This is a genomic window from Micromonospora krabiensis (assembly GCF_900091425.1).
Classification (GTDB): Bacteria; Actinomycetota; Actinomycetes; order Mycobacteriales; family Micromonosporaceae; genus Micromonospora; species Micromonospora krabiensis.
This window is the reverse complement of the sequence record NZ_LT598496.1, coordinates 4,780,727-4,798,978: the sequence shown is the minus strand read 5'-3', so window position 1 is coordinate 4,798,978 and position 18,252 is coordinate 4,780,727. Positions and strand designations below refer to the sequence as shown.

Here is an 18,252-nt window from a genome sequence, read left to right as displayed (position 1 = left end):
ACGGGGAGGCCGCGATGAGCACTCTGAGTCGACATCTGAACGGGGCCCGCGAGACCGTCGAGATCTACAGCCGGCGGGTGCGGGTGCCGATGCTGGGTGAGATGGCGATACCGCCCGCCGATCGGCTGGCCTACTACGCGGGGATCGGGCTGCTCGCCGCGCTGCAGATCATCGAGTGGCCGCTGGCGCTGGTGATCACCGCCGGCCACCTCCTGTCCGACCAGCACTTCTCGGGCCTGGTGAAGGGCGTGGGCGAGGCGTTGCAGAGCGCCTGACGGCGGCGGGCCGCTTTCCGGTTGACCTGAACCCGGCTTCAAGTCGCAGGCTGGGGCGCATGACGATCGCACCGCCGCGGACCCGACCGTGACCGCCACCGTCGCGCCGGCGACACCGGCCCCGAACCTGTTCGCTCCCCATTTGCGCGCGATGACCGTGGGAACCGTCGCGCTGGTGTCGCTGCTTGCCTTCGAGGCGCTGGCCGTCGGCACGGCGATGCCGACGGTGGCCCGCAGCCTCGACGGTCTGGCCCTGTACGGGTTGGCGTTCGGAGGGCCCTTCGCCGCTGGCGTGGTCGCCATGGTGCTCTCCGGCATCTGGTGCGACGCCCGGGGGCCGCGTCCGGCGATGTGGCACGGGCTGGTCTGGTTCGTGGTCGGGCTGGTCGTCGCCGGGACCGCACCGGTGATGGGGGCGCTGGTCGTCGGCCGGGTCGTGCAGGGCTTCGGTTCCGGGCTGCTCTCCGTCGCGCTGTACGTGATCGTCGGCCAGGCGTATCCGGAGGAGCTGCACCGGCGGATCTTCGCGGCCTTCGCCGCCGCGTGGGTCGTACCGTCGCTGGTCGGACCGGCGGTGGCCGGCCTGATCGTCGAACACCTCGGGTGGCGGTGGGTGTTCCTGGTGGTCCCGGCGGTCGCCGTGCCGGCCGTGCTGCTCGTCCACCCGGGGCTGCGCTCGATCGGCCGGGGCGCGGCGACCGGCGTGCCGGCGGGCGCCCGGGTACGGATCGGCTGGGCGGGCGGGGCGGGGGTGAGCGCCGCTCTGCTGCACATCGGGGGACAGCAGCGCGGCGCCGTCGCCGTGGTGGTGACCGCGGTCGCGGTCGCCGGCCTGCTGGTCTGCGCACCGCGGCTGCTGCCGGCCGGGTTCCTGCGGTCCGCCCACGGACTGCCCACCGTCATCGGGCTGCGCGGCCTCGCCTCGGGAGCGTTCGTCGGCGCCGAGGTGGTCATCCCGCTGATGCTCTCCCGGGAACGCGGCTTCACGCCGACGGCGGCCGGGCTGGTCCTCACGGTGGGGGCGCTGTCCTGGTCGGTGGGCTCCTGGATCCAGGGGCGGATCCCGCAGCCGGCTTCCCGGGCCACCCTGCCGCGCACCGGGCTGACCCTGATCACCGCCGGCATCGCGACGGTGGCCGCCACCGTCGCCCCCGGAGTGCCGGTCGCGGTGGGCGTGCTGGGGTGGGCGCTGGCCGGGCTCGGCATGGGGTTGCTCTATCCGTCCCTGTCGGTGCTCACGCTGGAGCTGTCCGCACCCGGCGAGCAGGGGCGCAGCAGCTCGTCGCTGCAACTGGGCGACTCGCTGTTCGCGGCCACCGTGCTGGCGCTGACCGGGGCGGTGCTGGCGGCCGGCTCGGCACCGGGCCCCCGCGACTACCTGGTGACGCTGGCGGTCGCCGCCGGCCTGGCCCTACTGGGCGCCACCCTGGCCCCCCGAGTGACCCCGCCCGCCCGGCCCCGTTGATCCCGTCGTCCCGGCGGGGACGGGTGGGGCAATCCTCCGGAAGGCCCGCCGGGGTCGCCGGGGGGCCGAGAGGATGGGCGGGCGATGAACTTCCTGACCATCCTGCCGCTGGCCGTGGTCATGGTCGCCGGGACGCAGTCGGTCGCGGCGGTGCTGCTGGCCTCGGCCGAGCGACCGCGTGCCGCCTCGTTCGGCTACCTGGGCGGGACGGGAGCGGTCGTACTCGCCGGGGTGACGGTGAGCTGGCTGGTCACCCGCGTGCTGGGTGGCCCGGTGGGCGACGCGGAGAGTCACGTCAGCCGGTTGCAGCGCACGGCCACCCGGATCGACTGGGCGGTGCTGGGGCTGCTGGTCGTCCTCGCGGTGATCGTCTACCTGCGTCGCCACGAGACCGGGCCACCGCGCTGGATGCGGCGGTTCCAGCGTGCTGCCCCGTCGACCGCGGCGCGACTCGGTGCCGTGCTCGTCGCCACGTCCCCGACCGACGACCTCGCCATGGCGGCCGTCGGCGCCAGCGCCGCCCGGCACGGTCTGTCGTGGTGGCACCTGCTGCCGTTCGTGTTGCTGACCCTCCTGCTGCTCGCCCTGCCGCTGCTCGTGCTGCTGCTCGCCGGCCGGCACGCGGCCACGGCGTTGCCCCGGATCCGTGGCTGGGCCAATCGGCACGCCTGGGTGGTCAGCGAGGTGGTGATCGGGTTCTTCGCGCTGGTGACCGTGCTGGACCTGCTGCGATGACGGTGGCGGTGCGACCGGTGAGCTGTCGCACAGTCCGTCACGCCATGAGCGACCGTGCCGTCAAGGCGGCGAAGGAGCATCGGGACGTACGAAGGAGGACGAGATGAGGGTGCTGGTCACCGGGGCCGGGGGGCGCCTCGGCCGGGCCGTGGTGCCGCGGCTGCGGGACGACGGGATCACCGTACGGGCGACGAGTCGCCGGCCGCGTACGGACCAGGACGTCGAGTGGGTCGTCGCCGACCTGGAAACCGGCGAGGGGTTGGACGAGGCGGTCGCCGGGGTGGACGCCGTTCTGCACCTGGCGTCGGCGCCCACGGGTGGGCGGACCTACGAGGTGGACGTGCTGGGCACCCGCCGGCTGGTGGTCGCAGCCGGACACGCCGACGTGCGGCACCTCGTCTACACCTCGATCGTCGGCGTCGACCGGGTGCCCATGCCGTACTACCGGCGCAAGCTCGCCGCCGAGCAGGTCGTCGCGGCCGGTCCGGTGCCGTGGTCGGTGCTGCGGGCCACTCAGTTCCCGGAGTTCCTCGACGAACTGCTGGTCATGTCCAGCCGGTTGGGGCCCACGATCGGCGACCGGAACGTCCTGGCGCAGCCGGTCGACCCGGGCGAGGTGGCGGCGCGGCTGTCGGCCCGCCTGGTCGCGGGTCCGCTGCGCGGCATCGAGGAGTACGGCGGTCCGGAGGTTCTCCGCTTCGACCAGGCCGTACGCGCCTGGCGGGCCGCCCGCCACTCGCGCCGGCCGCTGCTGCCGGTGCGCGTACCGGGGCGCCTCGGTCGGTCGCTGCGCGAGGGCGGGCTGGTGACCGAGGCCCTCCCCCGGGGCGCGCGGACGTGGGCCGACTACCTCGCCGACACGTACGGGGGAACCGCCCGGAGATGAGAGCGTGCAGCGTTCACGTTCGGCTTAGCGTGACCGCATGTTCGCAGTCGTCATGGCCGTCATCCTCTACTGCTTCGGTTTCGTCTTCCTCTACGGCGTGATCCGGGTCGCCGTCCGGCACGCCCTGGAGGACCTGGAGGTCCGCCGCGCCCAGGCGCTGCGGGCCGAGGAACTCGCCGCCAACCGGGACCGTACGTTCCTCAAGGAGAACGCCTTCCTCGCCGGCAGTTGAGCGGCGCCCACGCGTCGTCGTGGACTTCGGTGGGCGCCACCTGGGCGCGGGTGCGAGGATCGCACCCGTGATGGGGACGCTGAAGACAGAACCGGCCCGCACCCGCCCGGACCTGCTCGCACCGCCGGTCGCCGCGGCGCTCGGGCAGTGGCCCGCCGACGCTCCGGTCGACGTGGACGACGTGCTGGTCGCGCCGATCGACGCCGACCTCGCCGACACCGCCGCGTTCTGCGCGGCGTACGAGGTGGGGCTGGACGTCTCGGCCAACTGCGTGGTGGTCGCCGGCAAGCGGGAGGGCGTGGTCCGCTACGCGGCCTGCGTCATCCTCGCCACCACCCGGGCCGACGTGAACGGGGTGGCCCGGCGGGCGCTCGACGTGCGCAAGGCCAGCTTCGCGCCGATGGCGGACGCGGTCGAGTTGACCGGCATGGAGTACGGCGGCATCACGCCGATCGGGCTGCCGGAGGACTGGCCGATCCTGGTCGACGCGCGGGTCATCGCCACGCCGCACGTGATCATCGGCTCGGGTGTCCGGCACAGCAAGATCGCGCTGCCCGGGCCGGCGCTCGGCGCGCTGCCGGGTGCCCGGGTCATCGAGGATCTGGCCCGCCCGGCCTGACCGCGCACACCGTCGCGCGCCGCGGGTCGGCCGTGAGTGGCGCCCGGAGACCGGAGAGGCCGGACCAGCCAACCATCAAGATCGATGTTGTTTCACATGAAACATCACCGGTGTCGATGTGTCGGTCGGTCCGGCCCTCGTCGGGCTCAGTTGTCGGCGGACTCCCGGCGCTCCACCTCGGCGAACGCGGCGAGCAGGGTCGCGGTGTCCTGGGCGCCCTGGACGGCGTACTTGCCGGCGAGCACGAAGGTCGGCACGCTGTTGACGCCCAGATCGTGGGCGGAGGCCAGGTCGGCGGCGAGCTCCTTGGTGCCCTCCTCGGAGTCGAGGTAGCGGCGGGCGTCGGCGGCGTCGAGGCCGACCTGCTCGGCCAGCCCGGCGAGGGCGTCGGGCGAGCCGACGTCGACCCCGTCGACGAAGTGTGCCCGGTAGAGAGCGTCGAGCATCTCGCCGGCCTTGCCGCGCTCACCCGCGTAGCGCACGAGCCGGTGCGCGTCGAAGGTGTTGGCGGCGAGCGCCCGGTCGTAGTCGAGCGTGAGACCCGCGCCCGCGGCCACCTGGGTCACCCGGTCGATCATCTGGCGGGCCGTGTCGGGGCCGCCGAACTTCGCGGCCAGGGCCTGCGGCACCGGCAGCGGCTTGGGCACCGGCGTCGGGTCGAGCTGGAACGGCCGGTAGCGGACGGTGACGTCACCGTCGTACGACGCCACGGCCTCGTCCAGCCGGCGCTTGCCGATGTAGCACCAGGGACACACCACGTCGGCGTAGATCTCGATCTCCATGACCGGTGCCAACTTCCCGTTCAGCCCAGTTGTTCCCGGACCTGGCGCTTGAGCCGGCCCAGGATCGCGGTGCCGCCGCGTACGCGTAGCGGGCTGATCGCCTGGGCGAGGCCCATCCGCTGGTAGAGGTCGTCCGGCACGGCGAGCACCTCGTCGGCGCTCGCCCCGGCCAGCCCTTCGGCGAGGATGCCGGCGAACGCCCGGGTCGTGGGCGCCTCGGGCGGGCAGTCGAAGAGCGTCTCCACCGTCTTCTCCGGGGTCACGCGGGCACGCAGGAAGAACGCGGTCTGGCACTCCGGCACCTGCTCCATGCCCTCCCGCTCGGTGCTGTCGGGCGGCAGGGGCGGGATGACGTCGGCGTATTCGAGCAACATCTCCAGCACCACCTCCCGGGGGGCGGCGGCGAACTCGTCGACGATCTCGGCCAACCTGGCCGGCATGGCGGACATGACTCGAAGGCTACCGCCGGTGATCAGGGGCCCCCACCGTTACGGCAGGGGCCCCGGTCACACCGTCGGTGCCTGTTCGCTGATCTCGCTGAGTGCCGACTGCGGGTCGAGCTGCATCGCCAGGTCACCCAGCGAGACGATCCCGACCAGCTTGCGGTCGGTGTCACAGACCAGGACCCGCCGGATGCCACGTTCCCGCATCAGCGCGGCCGCCTCACCGGCCGTCGCGTGCTGCTCGATCATCACGACCTCGCGGGTGATGATCGCGCCGATCGTCGTGGTGGCCGGGTCGGCGCGTTCGGCGACGGCCCGGACCACGATGTCCCGGTCGGTGATCATGCCGGCGAGGCTGGCGCCGTCGGTGACGACGACATCGCCGATGTCGGCCTCCTTCATCACCTTCGCTGCTTCGTCGAGCGTGGTGTCCGCGGACAGGTAGACGACCTGCCTGGTCATCACGTCGGCCACCCGGTAACCGGTCATGAGAGCCTCCGAAAACACAAACAGTTATCCGGGTGCGGTACCCGGTGACGGCGTCGCTACACCCGGTCCGGGCGTACCTCACCCACCAGCCTGTCCACCAGCTCCGGCACCGGCAGCTCGGTCCGCTCGCCGGTGGCCCGGTCGCGCAGCTCGACGTACCCCTCGGCCAGCCGGCGCCCGACCACGACGGCGCGGGGGATGCCGATCAGCTCGGCGTCGGTGAACTTCACTCCGGCGGAGACGCCGGTGCGGTCGTCGACCAGCACCCGCAGGCCGGCCGCCGCGAGCCGCCCGCCGAGGTCGACCGCCGCCTCCAGCTGCGGCCCCTTGCCGGCCGCCACCAGGTGTACGTCGCACGGCGCGATCGCGGCCGGCCAGACCAGGCCCCGGTCGTCGTGGTGCTGCTCGGCGACGGCGGCCACCGCCCGCGACACCCCGATGCCGTAGCAGCCCATGGTGGGCCGGACCGGCTTGCCTTCCGGGCCGAGCACGTCCACCGCGAACGCGTCGGTGTAGCGGCGACCGAGCTGGAAGATGTGCCCGACCTCGATGCCCCGCCGGATCGTCAGCTCACCCGACGAGCAGGACGGGCAGGAGTCGCCGGCCCGGACCTCGGCGGCCTCGATCGTGCCGTCCGGCGTGAAGTCCCGACCGCTGACCACGTGTGTGGCGTGCCGGCCCGGCTCGTTCGCCCCGGTCAGCCAGGCCGACCCGGGCCCGACCCGCGGATCTACCAGGTAGCGGACGCCGAGTTTGGCCATGACCTGCGGGCCGATGTAGCCGCGCACCAGCTCCGGGTGGGCGTCCCACTCCTCGAAGACGGCCACCGCCGCCGGGGCGAGCGCCGCCTCGACCCGCTTCAGGTCGACCTCCCGGTCACCCGGTACGCCGATCACCAGCGGCTCGGCCACGTCCGCGCCCGGCCGGCGTACGGTCAGCACGACGTTCTTCAACGTGTCCGCGGCCGTCCAGTCGTCCCGGCCGCCGAGCCGGCGGGTGTTGGCCAACTCGACCAGGCTGGCGATGGTCGGCGTGTCCGGGGTGTCGTGCACCTCCACCGGCGGGTGCGCGTCCGGGTCACCGGCCGCCGGCGGCGGGGTGGTCACCGCCTCCGTGTTCGCCGCGTAGTCGCACGAGGTGCAGCCGACGAAGGTGTCCTCACCGACCGGCGTCGCGGCCAGGAACTCCTCGGACGCCGAGCCGCCCATCGCGCCGGACATCGCCCGCACCACCGTGTAGTCCAGGCCCAGCCGGTCGAAGATCCGCCGGTACGCGCCCCGGTGCCGGTCGTACGCGGCCTGAAGCCCCGCCTCGTCCAGGTCGAACGAGTAGGCGTCCTTCATCAGGAACTCCCGCCCGCGCAGCACACCCGCTCGCGGCCGGGCCTCGTCCCGGAACTTCGTCTGCACCTGGAACAGCGTCACCGGGAAGTCCCGGTAGGAGGTGAAGAGGTCCTTCACCAGCAGCGCGGCCAACTCCTCGTGGGTCGGGGCGAGCAGGTGCTGGGCGCCCTTCCGGTCGGCGAGGGTGAAGATGTCGTCGCCGTACTCCGTCCACCGGCCACTGGTCCGGTACGGCTCCGCCGGCAGCAGCGCCGGGAAGTGCACCTCCTGGTCGCCGATCGCGGTGATCTCCGAGCGGATGACCTCGGTGATCCGGTCCAGCACCAGCTTGCCCAGCGGCAGCCAGGTGTAGCCGCCCGGCGCGGCGCGGCGGATGTACCCGGCGCGCAGGAGCAGCCGATGGCTCGGCACCTCCGCGTCCGCCGGATCCTCGCGCAGGGTCCGCAGCAGCAGGGTCGACATCCGTAACAGCATTGGCGCAGCGTACGACCGGCGTGTCCGGGCCGGCGACGCAATTCGCCCGGGTTGCTGACCGAGACTGACGGAGAACGGCGTTCGGGCCGGCAACCACAGCCGGCCGGACAGACGTCTGGGAGAGCATCCAATGCTGCGCACCATTACCCGCAAGGATCGGCTCGTGTGGACCCGCTGTTGAGTGAATTCGACTCGTTCGTGCGTACCCGAACGCCGGCGCTGCTGCGCTCGGCCTACCTCCTGACCGGTGACCAGTACCTGGCGGAAGACCTCGTGCAGTCGGCGCTGGCGCGGACCCACCGCTCGTGGAGCCGCCTGCACCACAGCGGCAACGCCGAGGCGTACACCCGCAAGACGATGTACCACCTCCAGGTCTCCTGGTGGCGTCGTCACCGGGTCGCCGAGTCGATGACGGGCGAGTTGCCCGAGCCGCGCGGAGGCGGCTCGGCCCCCGACCACGCCCAGCAGACGACGCTGCGGCTCACCCTGCGGGCCGCGCTGGCCAAGCTCTCCCCGAAGCAGCGCGCGGTGCTGGTGCTGCGTTTCTTCGAGGACCGGACCGAGGCCGAGGCCGCCGAACTGCTCGGCGTCACCGTCGGCACCGTCAAGAGCCAGACCTTCAAGGCCCTGACCAAGCTGCGCAGCGTCGCCCCCGAGCTCGGGGAGCTGTACGTCCTGGAAGGAACCGCCCGATGAACGACGACCGTCTGCGGCTCGACCTGGCCGGACTGGCCGACGAGGTCACCCCGGTCGACCTGCGGGACCGCGCCCTGCGGACCTCCCGGCGAATCGGTATCCAGCGGGCGGTCGCGACCTCGGCCGCAGCGCTCATGCTCGTCGGCGTGGCGACCGGCACCGCCTTGGCCATCCGCCCCGACCCGACCGTGCCGCCGAGGCCCGCCGACTCCCCGAGGCCGGCCGACTCCCCGACGGCGAGCGTCACCCCGCCGGTGGCCCAGGCCCCGTCGGCATCGCCACCGGTCGCCCCGAGCGTGGACAACACCATGACGACGAACCCTCCTGCCGCGACCATCGGTCGGGTCGTCTACGGCACGAGTGCGGAGTCTCGGGGCGACAAGCGGTACGGATACGTCTACTCCTGGCGGCCGGGCGGCAAGGTGGAACGGTCCACCGGTGTCTCCCGCGAGGCGACCGTGCTGAACATGGTGGTCGCACCGAACGGCCAGAGGCTCGCCTGGGTGTCGGGCGGTGCGCTCTACACCTCGAACGTGGACGGTTCCGGCAAGCGGAAGGTCCGGGATGGGGTCGACCCGCACTGCTGGAACCCGGCCTGGTCACCGGATTCACGCCAGCTGATGATCGCGGTGGTCCCCGCTGCCGAGCCCCGCACCACTCAGGTCGGCGTTCTGGACCTCGGCAGCAACGAGTTCACCGAGTTGCCCGGCACCGAGGGATGCCACCCGGTCTGGTCGGCGAACGGCGACTTCTTCGCGTACGCCGACGGCTCGACGGGGAAGGTGCTGCTCGCCCGCTTCGACGGCCCGGTCCGACGTGCCGTTCCCGGCCTGGGTGGCGACGCGGCCCACGGCAGCCTCGACCTGGCCAGCATCTCGCCGGACGGGGGACGGATCGCGCTCCTCCGGCGCGGTGCCGACGATCCGGGCGGCGACGCGGCCCGCGAACTGCGCGTCAACGTCGTGCTCGACACGCGCACCGGTGAGGAGATCCGGCTGCCGCTCGGCGGTCGGCAGCTCTGGCAGGCGTACTTCCAGGCGGACGGGACGCTGCTGGCCCGGGTGAAGTCGGGCGACGGATTCGCACTGGTGCTGATCGACGCGACCGGCCGGAAGGTCAGCGAGGTCGCCGAGCCGGCCGAGTTGAACGACGAGCAGATCCTCGGGGTGGCCGTCTAGGCATCGGCACCCCGATCCGGGCGGTGGCGAGTCGATCGCGGGTCAGTGGCGCTTGGTGGAGTCCACGAACGACCGCCACGCCCTCGGCTCGAAGATGAGCACGGCACCGGCGGCGTCCTTGCTGTCGCGCACGAGCACGACGCCCGGCAGGTTGTCCGCCACCTCGACACATTCGCCCTGCCCGCTGCGAGTGGACTTCCGCCAGGCCGCACCGACCAGCTTCATGACGTCATCACTTCCTTGATCAGCTCCACGGACTGCCGCCGAGGCAGCGCCTCGTTTCGCACACCCTCCCACCGGGATAGAAGGATTGCCACCTCCTCGTCCTTGTCGGCCACGACGCCGCCGAGGTGGTTCTCCAGGTGTCCGACCCATCCGCCGTCGGTGCCTCGGGCGAGAGTGAATGGTCCGGTGAGTCCGACATGCATGCTGACCTCGGTCGGGATGAGATGCACGCTGATGTTCGGCCGGAGTGCCTGTTCGATCAGATGGGCAGCTTGCTCGGCCATGACGCCCCGGAAGCCCTCACCCGCTCGCCGTAAGACGGCCTCTTCGATCACTGCGACGAACTCGGGCGGATCGGGGCGTAGGAAGGTCGATTGCCGGTCCATCCGAGCAGAGACCCGCTTCTCGACCTGCTCATCGCTGAGAGCCCCGTTGGTGCGGATGACGGCTCGCGCGTAATTCTCGGTCTGGAGCAACCCGGGCACGAGGTTCGGTTGGTAGCAGCGCAGCTGTTCGGCCTGGCGTTCGGCTTCCAGCCAGGGGCGGAGCCAGCTCGGCTGGCCGTCCCGCTCGGCCATCTTCAACAGTGAGCTGAGCAGGCCGCCGGTCTTGAGCACCTCGTCCGCCGGCTTGAGGAAGAACCGGTCGAGGGGCCGCTGGCCCAACTCCACGGCGGACACCTGCGAGCCGGAGAAGTGGACGAGTTTCCCGAACTCCTCCTGACTCAGGTCGGCGTTCACCCGCAGCCGCCGGAGTTGCGCCCGGATCAGCTCGGCTGTCCGTTCACCTTCCACGATTCCTCCACAGCGGCGTCCGTGTCGCGGGCCCGTTCCCCAGCCGGTGCGCCCGCCGCCCGACCCTCGCCCCGACCTGCGTCGATCCCTGTCCGACCGTAGTCACCCGGCCGCAGAGTGTCACGTGTCCCTGTCCCCGGGAAGGAGGTCGTCGTGGATCGACCGATCCGCCACCTGCCGGTGCCCCGCCTCGGCCCGTACGCCGATCGTCCCCGGCCGTATCCGCCGGGCCACCCGCCGCACCTGCCCGTACGCCCGCTGTGGCTCTGCCGCGCCTGCGGCGGGCCGTGGCCCTGCCCGGAGGCCCGGCTGTTGTTGAAGGTCGAGTACGACGGCCGTCACCTGGATCTGGCGATCTACCTGTCGGGGCTTTACCACGAGGCGACGCACGACCTGTTCCGGTTGAACCCGGACGACGGGCCGACGCCGAGGGAGTTGTTCGAGCGGTTCGTGGCCTGGGGGCCGTACCGCAGGCCCATCGTCGAGCCGCCCGCCCGGTAGCGTCCCGCGATGAGTTGTGCCACGTCGCCCGGCGGGCGGATCCACCGGTGCGGCTCGCGGTGCCAAACTGGTCGCCGCAGGCAACGAAGGAGCGTTGAGGGGGGGCGCGATGCGCTGGCGGAGCTTCGTGGCGGTCGGAGACAGCTTCACCGAGGGAATGGACGACCCCTACCCGGACGGCACCTACCGGGGGTGGGCCGATCTGGTCGCCACCCGGCTGGCCGCCGAGGTGGGCCCCGACTTCCGGTACGCGAACCTCGCCATCCGGGGCCGGCTCTTCCCCGACGTCGTGGCCAATCAGGTGCCCGAGGCGATCGCCATGAAGCCGGACCTGATCAGCTTCGCGGCCGGCGGCAACGACGTGCTGCGCCGGTCCTTCGACGCGCACGCGTTCGTCGCCCGCTTCGACGAGGTGGTGGGCCGCCTTCGCGGCACCGGCGCCGACGTCGTCCTGTTCCGCTTCGCCGACGTGATGGCGCACCTGCCGGGCCAGCGGCTCGTCGTGCCCCGGGTCACCCTGCTCAACCAACTGGCCGGGGAGATCGCCGATCGGCACGGCGCGATCCTCATCGACCTGTACGCCGACGACACGTACCACAACCCGCTCCTGTGGAGCACCGATCGGCTGCACCTCTCGCCGGCCGGTCACCGCCGGGTCGCCGGGCAGGTCCTGACCGCCCTCGGGGTGGGCTGCGACGAGGATTGGCTGCTGGTGCCGGAGCACCCGGCGCCGTCGCCGTGGCTCGCGGCACGGGCGGCGGACCTGCGCTGGGCCGGACAGCACCTGGCGCCCTGGATCAAGCGGCGGCTGACCGGCCGCTCGTCCGGCGACACCGTCACCGCGAAGCGCCCGGCGCTCGGCCCGGTCGGCGACTGACCGGGATCCACCCGGGACCACGTCGGAGCGGACCACGCCCGGGTGACGACGGCCGCGCACGAATGAGCCCGGGCCGGGCGTGCCGTCGGCCACATCCGGTGACCCCAACCCGCGATGCCGGGTCTCCGGTCGGTGCGGCGGCGTAGGTTGGGGCTCATGTCTGTGCCGAGTGATCCTGATCCGCGCCTGCAGGCGTACGCGGATCCGCAGCGGCTGGTCACGACCGAGTGGCTGGCCGAGCACCTGGGCGACGAGGGCCTCGTCGTCATCGAGTCCGACGAGGACGTGCTGCTCTACGACACCGGTCACATCCCGGGCGCCGTGAAGGTGGACTGGCACCTGGAACTGAACGACCAGGTGACCCGGGACTACCTCGACGCCAAGAGCTTCGCCGAGCTGTGTGCCGCCAAGGGCATCGGCCGCGACGACACGGTGGTCTTCTACGGCGACAACTTCAACTGGTGGGCCGCGTACGCCCTCTGGGTCTTCTCGCTCTTCGGCCACCAGGACGTGCGGCTGCTCGACGGCGGCCGGCAGAAGTGGATCGCGGAGGGGCGTGAGCTGAGCCGGGACAAGGTGTCCCGGCCGCGGGCCGACTACCCGGTGCCGCAGCGGGACGACGCGCCGCTGCGGGCGTACCGCGAGCAGGTGATGGCGCACGTGGCCGCCGGCCGGCCGCTGGTCGACGTGCGGTCGTCGGGTGAGTACACGGGCGAGATGCTGCACATGCCGGACTACCCGCAGGAGGGCGCGCTGCGCGGCGGGCACATCCCCGGTGCGGTCAACAAGCCGTGGAAGTCGGCGGCCAACGAGGACGGCACGTTCAAGTCCGCCGACGAGCTGCGGGCGATCTACGCCGACCAGCTCGGGCTGACGGCGGACGACGACATCGTGGCCTACTGCCGGATCGGTGAGCGGTCCAGCCACACCTGGTTCGTGCTGCGTCACCTGCTCGGCTACCCGCAGGTGCGCAACTACGACGGCTCGTGGACCGAGTGGGGCAACCTGGTCCGGGCCCCCGTCGTGAAGGGTGACCAGCCCGGCGGGCTGAACCCCTGACAGCTGGTCTCCGACGGCCCGTCCCCGACCCGGGGGCGGGCCGTCGCCGTTCGTCACTCCCGCGGTCGCCCGGTCAGATAGCGCTGGAGGGTCGGCGCGAGCCACGCGACCAGTTCGTCGGGCGTCATGTCCACCACCGGCGGCAGCCGCACGATGTACCGGGTGAAGGCCAGGCCGAGGGTCTGGGTGGCGACCAGCCCGGCCCGTCGCGCGGTGCTCGCCGGGTCGGTGCCGAACCGGGCCACCGCGTCGGTGAGCTGGCTGGCGAAGATGTCGCGGATCCGCTCGGCGGCGCCCGGGTTCGTGCTGGCGGCCCGTAGCAGGGCGGCGAGGGTCTCGTCCCCCTCCCACCGGTCGAGGAAGTGCCGCACCAGGATCTCGCCCAGCCGCTCCGGCGACACGTCGGCCAGGTCGGGCAGCCGCAGGTCGAACTCGGCCGCCGCGGCGAACAGCCCCTCCTTGCTGCCGTAGTAGCGCATCACCATCGACGGGTCGATCCGGGCGTCGGCGGCGATGGCCCGGATGGTGGCCCGGTCGTAGCCGTCGGCGGCGAACCGCTCCCGGGCGGCACGCAGGATGGCGGCCCGGGTGGCGTCGGAGCGGCGGGCGCGGGGTGCGGCGGCGGTCATGCCCACGACTGTAGGCCAACAAGCGTTGACATTGACGGCGACCCACCCCTACCGTTATGCCAACAAGTGTTGGCAAACGGCTGTTGGCAAACGGAGGTGGGCCATGCTGCCCCAACGCACCGACGTCCTGGTGGTGGGAGCCGGCCCGACCGGCCTGGCCACCGCGCTCACCCTCGCCCGGCGCGGCGTCGACGTGACCGTGGTCGACCAGCAGGAACAGCCGCCATTGACGTCCCGCGCGGCGGTCGTGCACGCGTACACCCTGGAGGTGCTGGACCGGATCGACGCCGCGGCGCCGCTCGTCGCGCAGGGCGTGCGGGCGCCGCGCTTCAGCGTGCGCGACCGGGACCGGGTGCTGCTCGCGGTCCCGTTCCACCGGCTGCCGACCCGGTTTCCCTACGCGCTGCTGATCTCCCAGGCGGTCACCGAGGCGGTGCTCACCGAGCGGCTGGCCGACCTCGGGGTGCGGGTGCGGCGACCGTGCCGGCTGACCGGCCTGACCCGCACCCCCGACGGGATCGTCGCGGAGACGGACGGCGGCGACGTGCGGGCCCGGTTCGTGGTCGGCGCGGACGGTCTGCACAGCGCTGTCCGTGAGCGCAGCGGCATCGGCTTCGCCGGCCCGGCCGCCGTCGAGTCGTTCGTGCTCGCCGACGTCCGGGTGCGCAGCGCCCTGCCCCGCGACGAGGCCGCCCTCTTCCTGGCCCGCCCCGGGCCGCTGGTCTGGGCGCCGCTGCCGGACGGGGTGGTCCGCCTGGTCGCCGCCGTGCCGACCGCGCCCGCCCAGCCCGACGTGGCCTACCTCCAGACGCTGCTCGACGAGCGCGGGCCCGCGCGGCGACCCGACCGGGTGACCGAGGTGCTCTGGGGCTCCCGGTTCCGCGTGCACCACCGGATCGCCGACACGTTCCGGTCCGGACCGGTGCTGCTCGCCGGTGACGCCGGGCACGTCCACAGCCCGGCCGGCGGGCAGGGCATGAACCTGGGAATCTGCGACGCGGTCGCCGCCGGCACCGCGCTGGCCGACGTGCTCGCCGGAGGACCGGACGGGCTCCTCGACGCGTACGCCGCCCGGCAACGCCCCATGGCCGAGGACGTCCTCAGCTTCGCCGCCGGGCTCACCCGGCTGGCCACCCTGCCCCCGGCCGGGCGACCGGTGCGGGACGTGCTGCTCCGGGTGCTCGGCGCCCTGCCACCGGTCCGGCACCGGATCGCCCTGCGTCTCTCCGGGCTGTCCCACCGCGAGCCCGGCCCGGTCGCGCCGGTCGCAAGGTCGAACGTGGCCGGGCTGGGCGCGGCCGGTTAGGCAGGGCCCCGGCCGGCGTCGGCCGGGTCTCCTCGGTGGACGACGTGCTCAACGCGGCCGGGGCGGTGCTGGCCGGGCTGGTGTCCCGGCCGTGGTGGGCACGGCGCGGTCCGGTGTCGGAGCGGCTGGCCGCAGCACCCGCCACGCCGCGATTGTGACCAGCGCGAACGTGCCGGCCGCCGCCAGCGCCACCGGTGCCGTCCCGTAAGCCGCCCCGACCAACCCGGCGAGCGCGGCGCCGACGGGTGCGGTGACCAGACCGACCATCCGCTGCACCGACCCCACCCGGCCGAGCAGTCGGGCCGGCACCCGCTGCTGCCCGTACGAGGCCCAGAGGCTGTTCCACACCGACGTGCCCGCGGCGAACACGGCCAGCGCCAGCCCGGCCGGCACCGGGTGCCGGGACACCGCGAACCCGGTCAGTGCGACGGTCTGCACGGCGAGCACCGTACGCAGGGCGGGCACCGTGCCCAGCCGGGCCGCGATCCGTCCCGAGCCCAGCGCGCCGGCGACCCCGCCGAGGATGGCGGCGGCGACGAACAGCCCGTAGCCGGCCGGCGGCACCCGCAGGACGTCCAGCGCGTAGAGCACCAGGACCGCCAGCAGCCCGCTGATCGCCAGGTTGCTGGCGGCGGTCAGCAGATTGATCCGCCACAGGGTGGAGTCCCCGCGAACGAACCGGATCCCCTCCCGGACGTCCGTCCACACGGACGCGCGCCTCTCGTGCCGCGGACGTCGGTCCGGGCCGGAGGCGTGCGGTCGCGGGGAGGTGGCGACGGCCAGCACCAGCGCGGCGGCGACGGCGAACGTCACGGCGTCGACGGCGAACGGAAGGGCGGACGCGGCCGTGAACAGCAGCCCGGCGGCGGGCGCGCCGAGGAACCCGCCCGCGACCGCCGCGCCCGCCTGCAACCGGCCGTTGGCCTGGGGCAGTGCCGCCGGCGGCACCAGCGCGGGGAGCAGCGCGAACGAGGCCGCGTCGAAGAGGGTGCCCAGCGCGGCGAGCAGGAACGCCGCCACCAGCAGCGTCACGATGCCCACCCCGTCCACGGCGATCGCCACGGCGAGGGCGGCCACCACGACGGCCCGCAGCCCGTCCACCGCGGCCATCGTCCGGCGACGGTCCCAGCGGTCCGCGTACACGCCGCCGAGCAGGCCGAAGAGCAGCGGCGGCACCTGCGCGGCCACGGTGACCGCGGCGATCACCCGGGCGTCGCGGGTCACCGTCGCGGCCAACAGGGCCAGTGCGGGCGTACGCAACGCGTCGCCGAACCGGGAGGAGACGGTGGCGGACCAGAGCAGGTGGTAGTCGCGGCCGAGCCGGGCGTCGGGCATGCGGCCCATCGTGCGGCCTCGACCCGGTCGAGGGTCAAACCCGCCGGATGAAAGGGGGACGCGGTTGTCGGTGATCATCGGTACGGTTGGCGCCGGCATCGGATCGGGGGAGCTTCCACTCGTGGACCACACCTTCCAGGTCGACCTCCGAGGCGTGGTCGACCTGCTCAGTCACCATCTCTACGGCAGTCCGCGGGTCTACGTCCGCGAGCTGCTCCAGAATGCGGTCGACGCGATCACCGCGCGGCGGGCCACCGAGCCCGACGCACCCGCGCTGATCCGCGTCGAACCGCCCGAGCTGACCGGCGACGGCACACTGCGGGTGCACGACACCGGGATCGGCCTCACCGAGGCGCAGGTGCACGAGCTGCTCGCCACCATCGGCCGCAGCTCGAAGCGCGACGACCTCGGCTTCTCCCGGCACGAGTTCCTCGGCCAGTTCGGCATCGGCCTGCTCTCCTGTTTCCTGGTGGCCGACGAGATCCGCGTGCTCACCCGGCACGGTGACCAGCCGACGGTGCGGTGGACGGGCCACTCCGACGGCCGCTACGCGGTCGAGTTGGCCGCGCCCGGCGAGGAGCGCGGCGAGCCGGGCACGACCGTGACGCTGGTTCCGCGCCGCGACGCCGAACAGTGGTACGCCACCCCCACCGTGACCGAGCTGGCGCGGCTCTTCGGCTCGCTGCTGCCGGTCACCGTGCGGGTCGGCGACGTCGTCACCACCGCCGGGCCGCCGCCGTGGCCGACCGAGCCGGGAGCGCCGGTGGACCGGGCCGGCCTGATCCGCTACGCCCGGGAGACGCTCGGCTTCGACCCCTTCGACGTGCTGCCGCTGTCGGTGCCGGAGGCCGGGCTGACCGGTGTGGCGTTCGTCCTGCCCGAGCCGGTCAACCCGGCGGCCCGCACCGGCCACCGCGTCTACCTCAAGCGGATGCTGCTCACCGAGCACGCCGACGGCCTGCTGCCCGACTGGGCGTTCTTCGCGCACTGCGTGGTCGACGCGAGCGAGCTACGGCCGACCGCCAGCCGGGAGGCCCTCTACGAGGACACCCTGCTCACCGCCGTCCGGGAGGCGCTCGGTGACCAGGTGCGCGGTTGGCTGGTCCGGCTGGCGAAGCACGACCCGCGTCGGCTCGCCGAGTTCCTCCAGGTGCACCACCTCGGGGTCAAGGCGCTCGCGCTGCACGACGACGAGATGCTCCGCCTGGTCGACCAGTGGTGGCCGATGGACACCAACGTCGGCACGCTCACCCTCGCCGAGTTCCGGGCCCGGCACGGCCTGATCCGCTACGCGGCCAGCCTCGACGAGTTCCGCCAGCTCGCCGCCGTGGCCGCCGCGCAGGATCTGGCCGTGGTCAACGGCGGCTACACGTACGACACCGAGCTGATCGAGCGTCTGCCCACCATCGACCGGTCGGTGCTCATCGAGCGGCTGGAGTCGAGCGACCTGACCACCCGGTTCGACACCCTCGACCCGCAGGTCGAGCTGGCCCTGCGGCCGTTCCTCGCCGCCGCCCAGCGGTCCCTGGAACGCACCGGCTGCGAGGTGGTGATCCGCGCGTACGACCCGGTGTCGCTGCCCGCGCTCTACCTGATCAGCCGCTCGGCCGCGTTCAACGACCAGCTCGCGTCCAGTCGCGACCGGGCCGACGAGCTGTGGGGCGGTGTGCTCGACGCGCTGGCCGCGTCCACGCCGCCGGACCGGCCGCAGCTGGTGCTCAACCACCGCAACCCGCTGGTCCGCCGGGTCACCACGCTGACCGACCCGCAGCTGGTCGGGCTCGCCGTGGAGGCGCTCTACGGGCAGGCGTTGCTGCTCGGCCACCACCCGATCCGCGCGGCCGACGCCGCGCTGCTGAACAGTTCCTTCCTCGGCCTGCTCGGCCGGGCCGTACCGGGACAGGAGTGA

21 protein-coding genes are annotated in these 18,252 nt (G+C 73.1%); 13 read left to right on the top strand and 8 right to left on the bottom strand.

What is annotated here, in order from left to right:
- Positions 1 to 14 precede the first annotated feature (14 nt).
- The 6 genes from GA0070620_RS21970 (at position 15) to GA0070620_RS21945 (ending at position 4,212) form a co-directional block, all read left to right on the top strand.
- Positions 15 to 275 carry a hypothetical protein gene (locus GA0070620_RS21970; protein WP_377520674.1) on the top strand — a complete coding sequence of 87 codons (261 nt, stop codon included), beginning with the start codon at positions 15 to 17 and terminating at the stop codon, positions 273 to 275.
- Positions 276 to 426: 151 nt separating this feature from the next.
- Positions 427 to 1,740 carry an MFS transporter gene (locus GA0070620_RS21965; RefSeq protein ID WP_091599169.1) on the top strand — a complete coding sequence of 438 codons (1,314 nt, stop codon included), beginning with the start codon at positions 427 to 429 and terminating at the stop codon, positions 1,738 to 1,740.
- 84 nt (positions 1,741 to 1,824) lie between these two features.
- Positions 1,825 to 2,475, top strand: coding sequence for a GAP family protein (locus tag GA0070620_RS21960; RefSeq protein ID WP_091593769.1), 651 nt, complete (start codon positions 1,825 to 1,827; stop codon positions 2,473 to 2,475).
- 103 nt (positions 2,476 to 2,578) lie between these two features.
- Positions 2,579 to 3,361 carry an SDR family oxidoreductase gene (locus tag GA0070620_RS21955; RefSeq protein ID WP_091593768.1) on the top strand — a complete coding sequence of 261 codons (783 nt, stop codon included), beginning with the start codon at positions 2,579 to 2,581 and terminating at the stop codon, positions 3,359 to 3,361.
- Between the two features lie 37 nt (positions 3,362 to 3,398).
- The gene (locus GA0070620_RS21950) at positions 3,399 to 3,593 is read left to right on the top strand and encodes a hypothetical protein (RefSeq protein WP_091593766.1); all 195 of its coding nucleotides are present in this window, start codon (positions 3,399 to 3,401) and stop codon (positions 3,591 to 3,593) included.
- A 70-nt stretch (positions 3,594 to 3,663) separates the two neighbouring features.
- Entirely contained in the window at positions 3,664 to 4,212 is a 549-nt protein-coding gene (locus tag GA0070620_RS21945) for a YbaK/EbsC family protein (RefSeq protein ID WP_091593764.1), read from the top strand.
- 146 nt (positions 4,213 to 4,358) lie between these two features.
- Here the strand turns inward: GA0070620_RS21945 and GA0070620_RS21940 are convergent, their stop codons facing one another.
- From GA0070620_RS21940 to GA0070620_RS21925, 4 genes are read right to left on the bottom strand one after another with little or no spacing between them, the layout of a single operon-like run.
- A complete protein-coding gene (locus tag GA0070620_RS21940; RefSeq protein WP_091593762.1) occupies positions 4,359 to 4,994 on the bottom strand; it encodes a DsbA family oxidoreductase in 636 nt (211 codons plus the stop codon).
- A gap of 20 nt (positions 4,995 to 5,014) precedes the next feature.
- Positions 5,015 to 5,443, bottom strand: a complete 429-nt coding sequence (locus GA0070620_RS21935) for a SufE family protein (protein ID WP_091593760.1) — start codon at positions 5,441 to 5,443, stop codon at positions 5,015 to 5,017.
- A gap of 57 nt (positions 5,444 to 5,500) precedes the next feature.
- A complete protein-coding gene (locus GA0070620_RS21930; RefSeq protein WP_091593758.1) occupies positions 5,501 to 5,926 on the bottom strand; it encodes a CBS domain-containing protein in 426 nt (141 codons plus the stop codon).
- Positions 5,927 to 5,982: 56 nt separating this feature from the next.
- Positions 5,983 to 7,743 carry a proline--tRNA ligase gene (locus GA0070620_RS21925; RefSeq protein ID WP_091593756.1) on the bottom strand — a complete coding sequence of 587 codons (1,761 nt, stop codon included), beginning with the start codon at positions 7,741 to 7,743 and terminating at the stop codon, positions 5,983 to 5,985.
- Positions 7,744 to 7,908: 165 nt separating this feature from the next.
- Here GA0070620_RS21925 and GA0070620_RS21920 point away from each other — a divergent pair, with 165 nt between their 5' ends.
- Together GA0070620_RS21920 and GA0070620_RS21915 are read left to right on the top strand one after the other, a co-directional pair.
- Entirely contained in the window at positions 7,909 to 8,439 is a 531-nt protein-coding gene (locus tag GA0070620_RS21920; RefSeq protein WP_091593755.1) for a SigE family RNA polymerase sigma factor, read from the top strand.
- The gene (locus GA0070620_RS21915) at positions 8,436 to 9,617 is read left to right on the top strand and encodes a hypothetical protein (RefSeq protein ID WP_091593753.1); all 1,182 of its coding nucleotides are present in this window, start codon (positions 8,436 to 8,438) and stop codon (positions 9,615 to 9,617) included. Before GA0070620_RS21920 ends, GA0070620_RS21915 begins: the two co-directional genes overlap by 4 nt.
- 42 nt (positions 9,618 to 9,659) lie before the next feature.
- Here GA0070620_RS21915 and GA0070620_RS21910 read toward each other — a convergent pair whose 3' ends face one another.
- Positions 9,660 to 9,842, bottom strand: a complete 183-nt coding sequence (locus GA0070620_RS21910; RefSeq protein ID WP_091593752.1) for a DUF397 domain-containing protein — start codon at positions 9,840 to 9,842, stop codon at positions 9,660 to 9,662.
- A complete protein-coding gene (locus GA0070620_RS21905) occupies positions 9,839 to 10,636 on the bottom strand; it encodes a helix-turn-helix domain-containing protein (protein WP_091593750.1) in 798 nt (265 codons plus the stop codon). Before GA0070620_RS21905 ends, GA0070620_RS21910 begins: the two co-directional genes overlap by 4 nt.
- A 153-nt stretch (positions 10,637 to 10,789) precedes the next feature.
- Between GA0070620_RS21905 and GA0070620_RS21900 the strand changes: the two genes are divergently transcribed.
- The 3 genes from GA0070620_RS21900 to GA0070620_RS21890 all read left to right on the top strand — a co-directional run bounded on the left by GA0070620_RS21900 (position 10,790) and on the right by GA0070620_RS21890 (position 13,073).
- A complete protein-coding gene (locus tag GA0070620_RS21900) occupies positions 10,790 to 11,137 on the top strand; it encodes a hypothetical protein (protein WP_231921896.1) in 348 nt (115 codons plus the stop codon).
- 109 nt (positions 11,138 to 11,246) lie between these two features.
- Positions 11,247 to 12,014 (top strand): SGNH/GDSL hydrolase family protein, encoded by a 768-nt coding sequence (locus GA0070620_RS21895; RefSeq protein WP_091593748.1) that lies wholly within the window; start codon positions 11,247 to 11,249, stop codon positions 12,012 to 12,014.
- A 156-nt stretch (positions 12,015 to 12,170) separates the two neighbouring features.
- Positions 12,171 to 13,073, top strand: a complete 903-nt coding sequence (locus tag GA0070620_RS21890) for a sulfurtransferase (RefSeq protein ID WP_091593746.1) — start codon at positions 12,171 to 12,173, stop codon at positions 13,071 to 13,073.
- A 53-nt stretch (positions 13,074 to 13,126) separates the two neighbouring features.
- On the opposite strand, the gene GA0070620_RS21885 is transcribed toward GA0070620_RS21890, so the two are convergent.
- Complete coding sequence (locus GA0070620_RS21885) at positions 13,127 to 13,702, bottom strand: TetR/AcrR family transcriptional regulator (RefSeq protein ID WP_172836476.1); 576 nt, start codon at positions 13,700 to 13,702, stop codon at positions 13,127 to 13,129.
- Positions 13,703 to 13,805: 103 nt separating this feature from the next.
- Here GA0070620_RS21885 and GA0070620_RS21880 point away from each other — a divergent pair, with 103 nt between their 5' ends.
- Positions 13,806 to 15,008: an FAD-dependent oxidoreductase gene (locus GA0070620_RS21880; RefSeq protein WP_091593742.1), complete on the top strand. Its 1,203-nt coding sequence runs from the start codon at positions 13,806 to 13,808 to the stop codon at positions 15,006 to 15,008.
- Positions 15,009 to 15,056: 48 nt separating this feature from the next.
- On the opposite strand, the gene GA0070620_RS21875 is transcribed toward GA0070620_RS21880, so the two are convergent.
- Positions 15,057 to 16,343: an MFS transporter gene (locus GA0070620_RS21875; RefSeq protein WP_091599163.1), complete on the bottom strand. Its 1,287-nt coding sequence runs from the start codon at positions 16,341 to 16,343 to the stop codon at positions 15,057 to 15,059.
- Positions 16,344 to 16,464: 121 nt separating this feature from the next.
- Between GA0070620_RS21875 and GA0070620_RS21870 the strand changes: the two genes are divergently transcribed.
- The gene (locus tag GA0070620_RS21870; protein ID WP_091599160.1) at positions 16,465 to 18,252 is read left to right on the top strand and encodes an HSP90 family protein; all 1,788 of its coding nucleotides are present in this window, start codon (positions 16,465 to 16,467) and stop codon (positions 18,250 to 18,252) included.

What these genes read in the sequence shown, in the direction of transcription:
- GA0070620_RS21875 (WP_091599163.1), bottom strand. Translation starts at nt 16,343, where the DNA reads ATGCCCGACGCCCGGCTCGGCCGCGACTACCACCTGCTCTGGTCCGCC.
- GA0070620_RS21950 (WP_091593766.1), top strand. Translation starts at nt 3,399, where the DNA reads ATGTTCGCAGTCGTCATGGCCGTCATCCTCTACTGCTTCGGTTTCGTC.
- GA0070620_RS21925 (WP_091593756.1), bottom strand. Translation starts at nt 7,743, where the DNA reads ATGCTGTTACGGATGTCGACCCTGCTGCTGCGGACCCTGCGCGAGGAT.
- GA0070620_RS21935 (WP_091593760.1), bottom strand. Translation starts at nt 5,443, where the DNA reads ATGTCCGCCATGCCGGCCAGGTTGGCCGAGATCGTCGACGAGTTCGCC.
- GA0070620_RS21955 (WP_091593768.1), top strand. Translation starts at nt 2,579, where the DNA reads ATGAGGGTGCTGGTCACCGGGGCCGGGGGGCGCCTCGGCCGGGCCGTG.
- GA0070620_RS21880 (WP_091593742.1), top strand. Translation starts at nt 13,806, where the DNA reads ATGCTGCCCCAACGCACCGACGTCCTGGTGGTGGGAGCCGGCCCGACC.
- GA0070620_RS21910 (WP_091593752.1), bottom strand. Translation starts at nt 9,842, where the DNA reads ATGAAGCTGGTCGGTGCGGCCTGGCGGAAGTCCACTCGCAGCGGGCAG.
- GA0070620_RS21945 (WP_091593764.1), top strand. Translation starts at nt 3,664, where the DNA reads ATGGGGACGCTGAAGACAGAACCGGCCCGCACCCGCCCGGACCTGCTC.
- GA0070620_RS21885 (WP_172836476.1), bottom strand. Translation starts at nt 13,702, where the DNA reads ATGACCGCCGCCGCACCCCGCGCCCGCCGCTCCGACGCCACCCGGGCC.
- GA0070620_RS21960 (WP_091593769.1), top strand. Translation starts at nt 1,825, where the DNA reads ATGAACTTCCTGACCATCCTGCCGCTGGCCGTGGTCATGGTCGCCGGG.
- GA0070620_RS21915 (WP_091593753.1), top strand. Translation starts at nt 8,436, where the DNA reads ATGAACGACGACCGTCTGCGGCTCGACCTGGCCGGACTGGCCGACGAG.
- GA0070620_RS21970 (WP_377520674.1), top strand. Translation starts at nt 15, where the DNA reads ATGAGCACTCTGAGTCGACATCTGAACGGGGCCCGCGAGACCGTCGAG.
- GA0070620_RS21895 (WP_091593748.1), top strand. Translation starts at nt 11,247, where the DNA reads ATGCGCTGGCGGAGCTTCGTGGCGGTCGGAGACAGCTTCACCGAGGGA.
- GA0070620_RS21930 (WP_091593758.1), bottom strand. Translation starts at nt 5,926, where the DNA reads ATGACCGGTTACCGGGTGGCCGACGTGATGACCAGGCAGGTCGTCTAC.
- GA0070620_RS21940 (WP_091593762.1), bottom strand. Translation starts at nt 4,994, where the DNA reads ATGGAGATCGAGATCTACGCCGACGTGGTGTGTCCCTGGTGCTACATC.
- GA0070620_RS21890 (WP_091593746.1), top strand. Translation starts at nt 12,171, where the DNA reads ATGTCTGTGCCGAGTGATCCTGATCCGCGCCTGCAGGCGTACGCGGAT.
- GA0070620_RS21965 (WP_091599169.1), top strand. Translation starts at nt 427, where the DNA reads ATGACCGTGGGAACCGTCGCGCTGGTGTCGCTGCTTGCCTTCGAGGCG.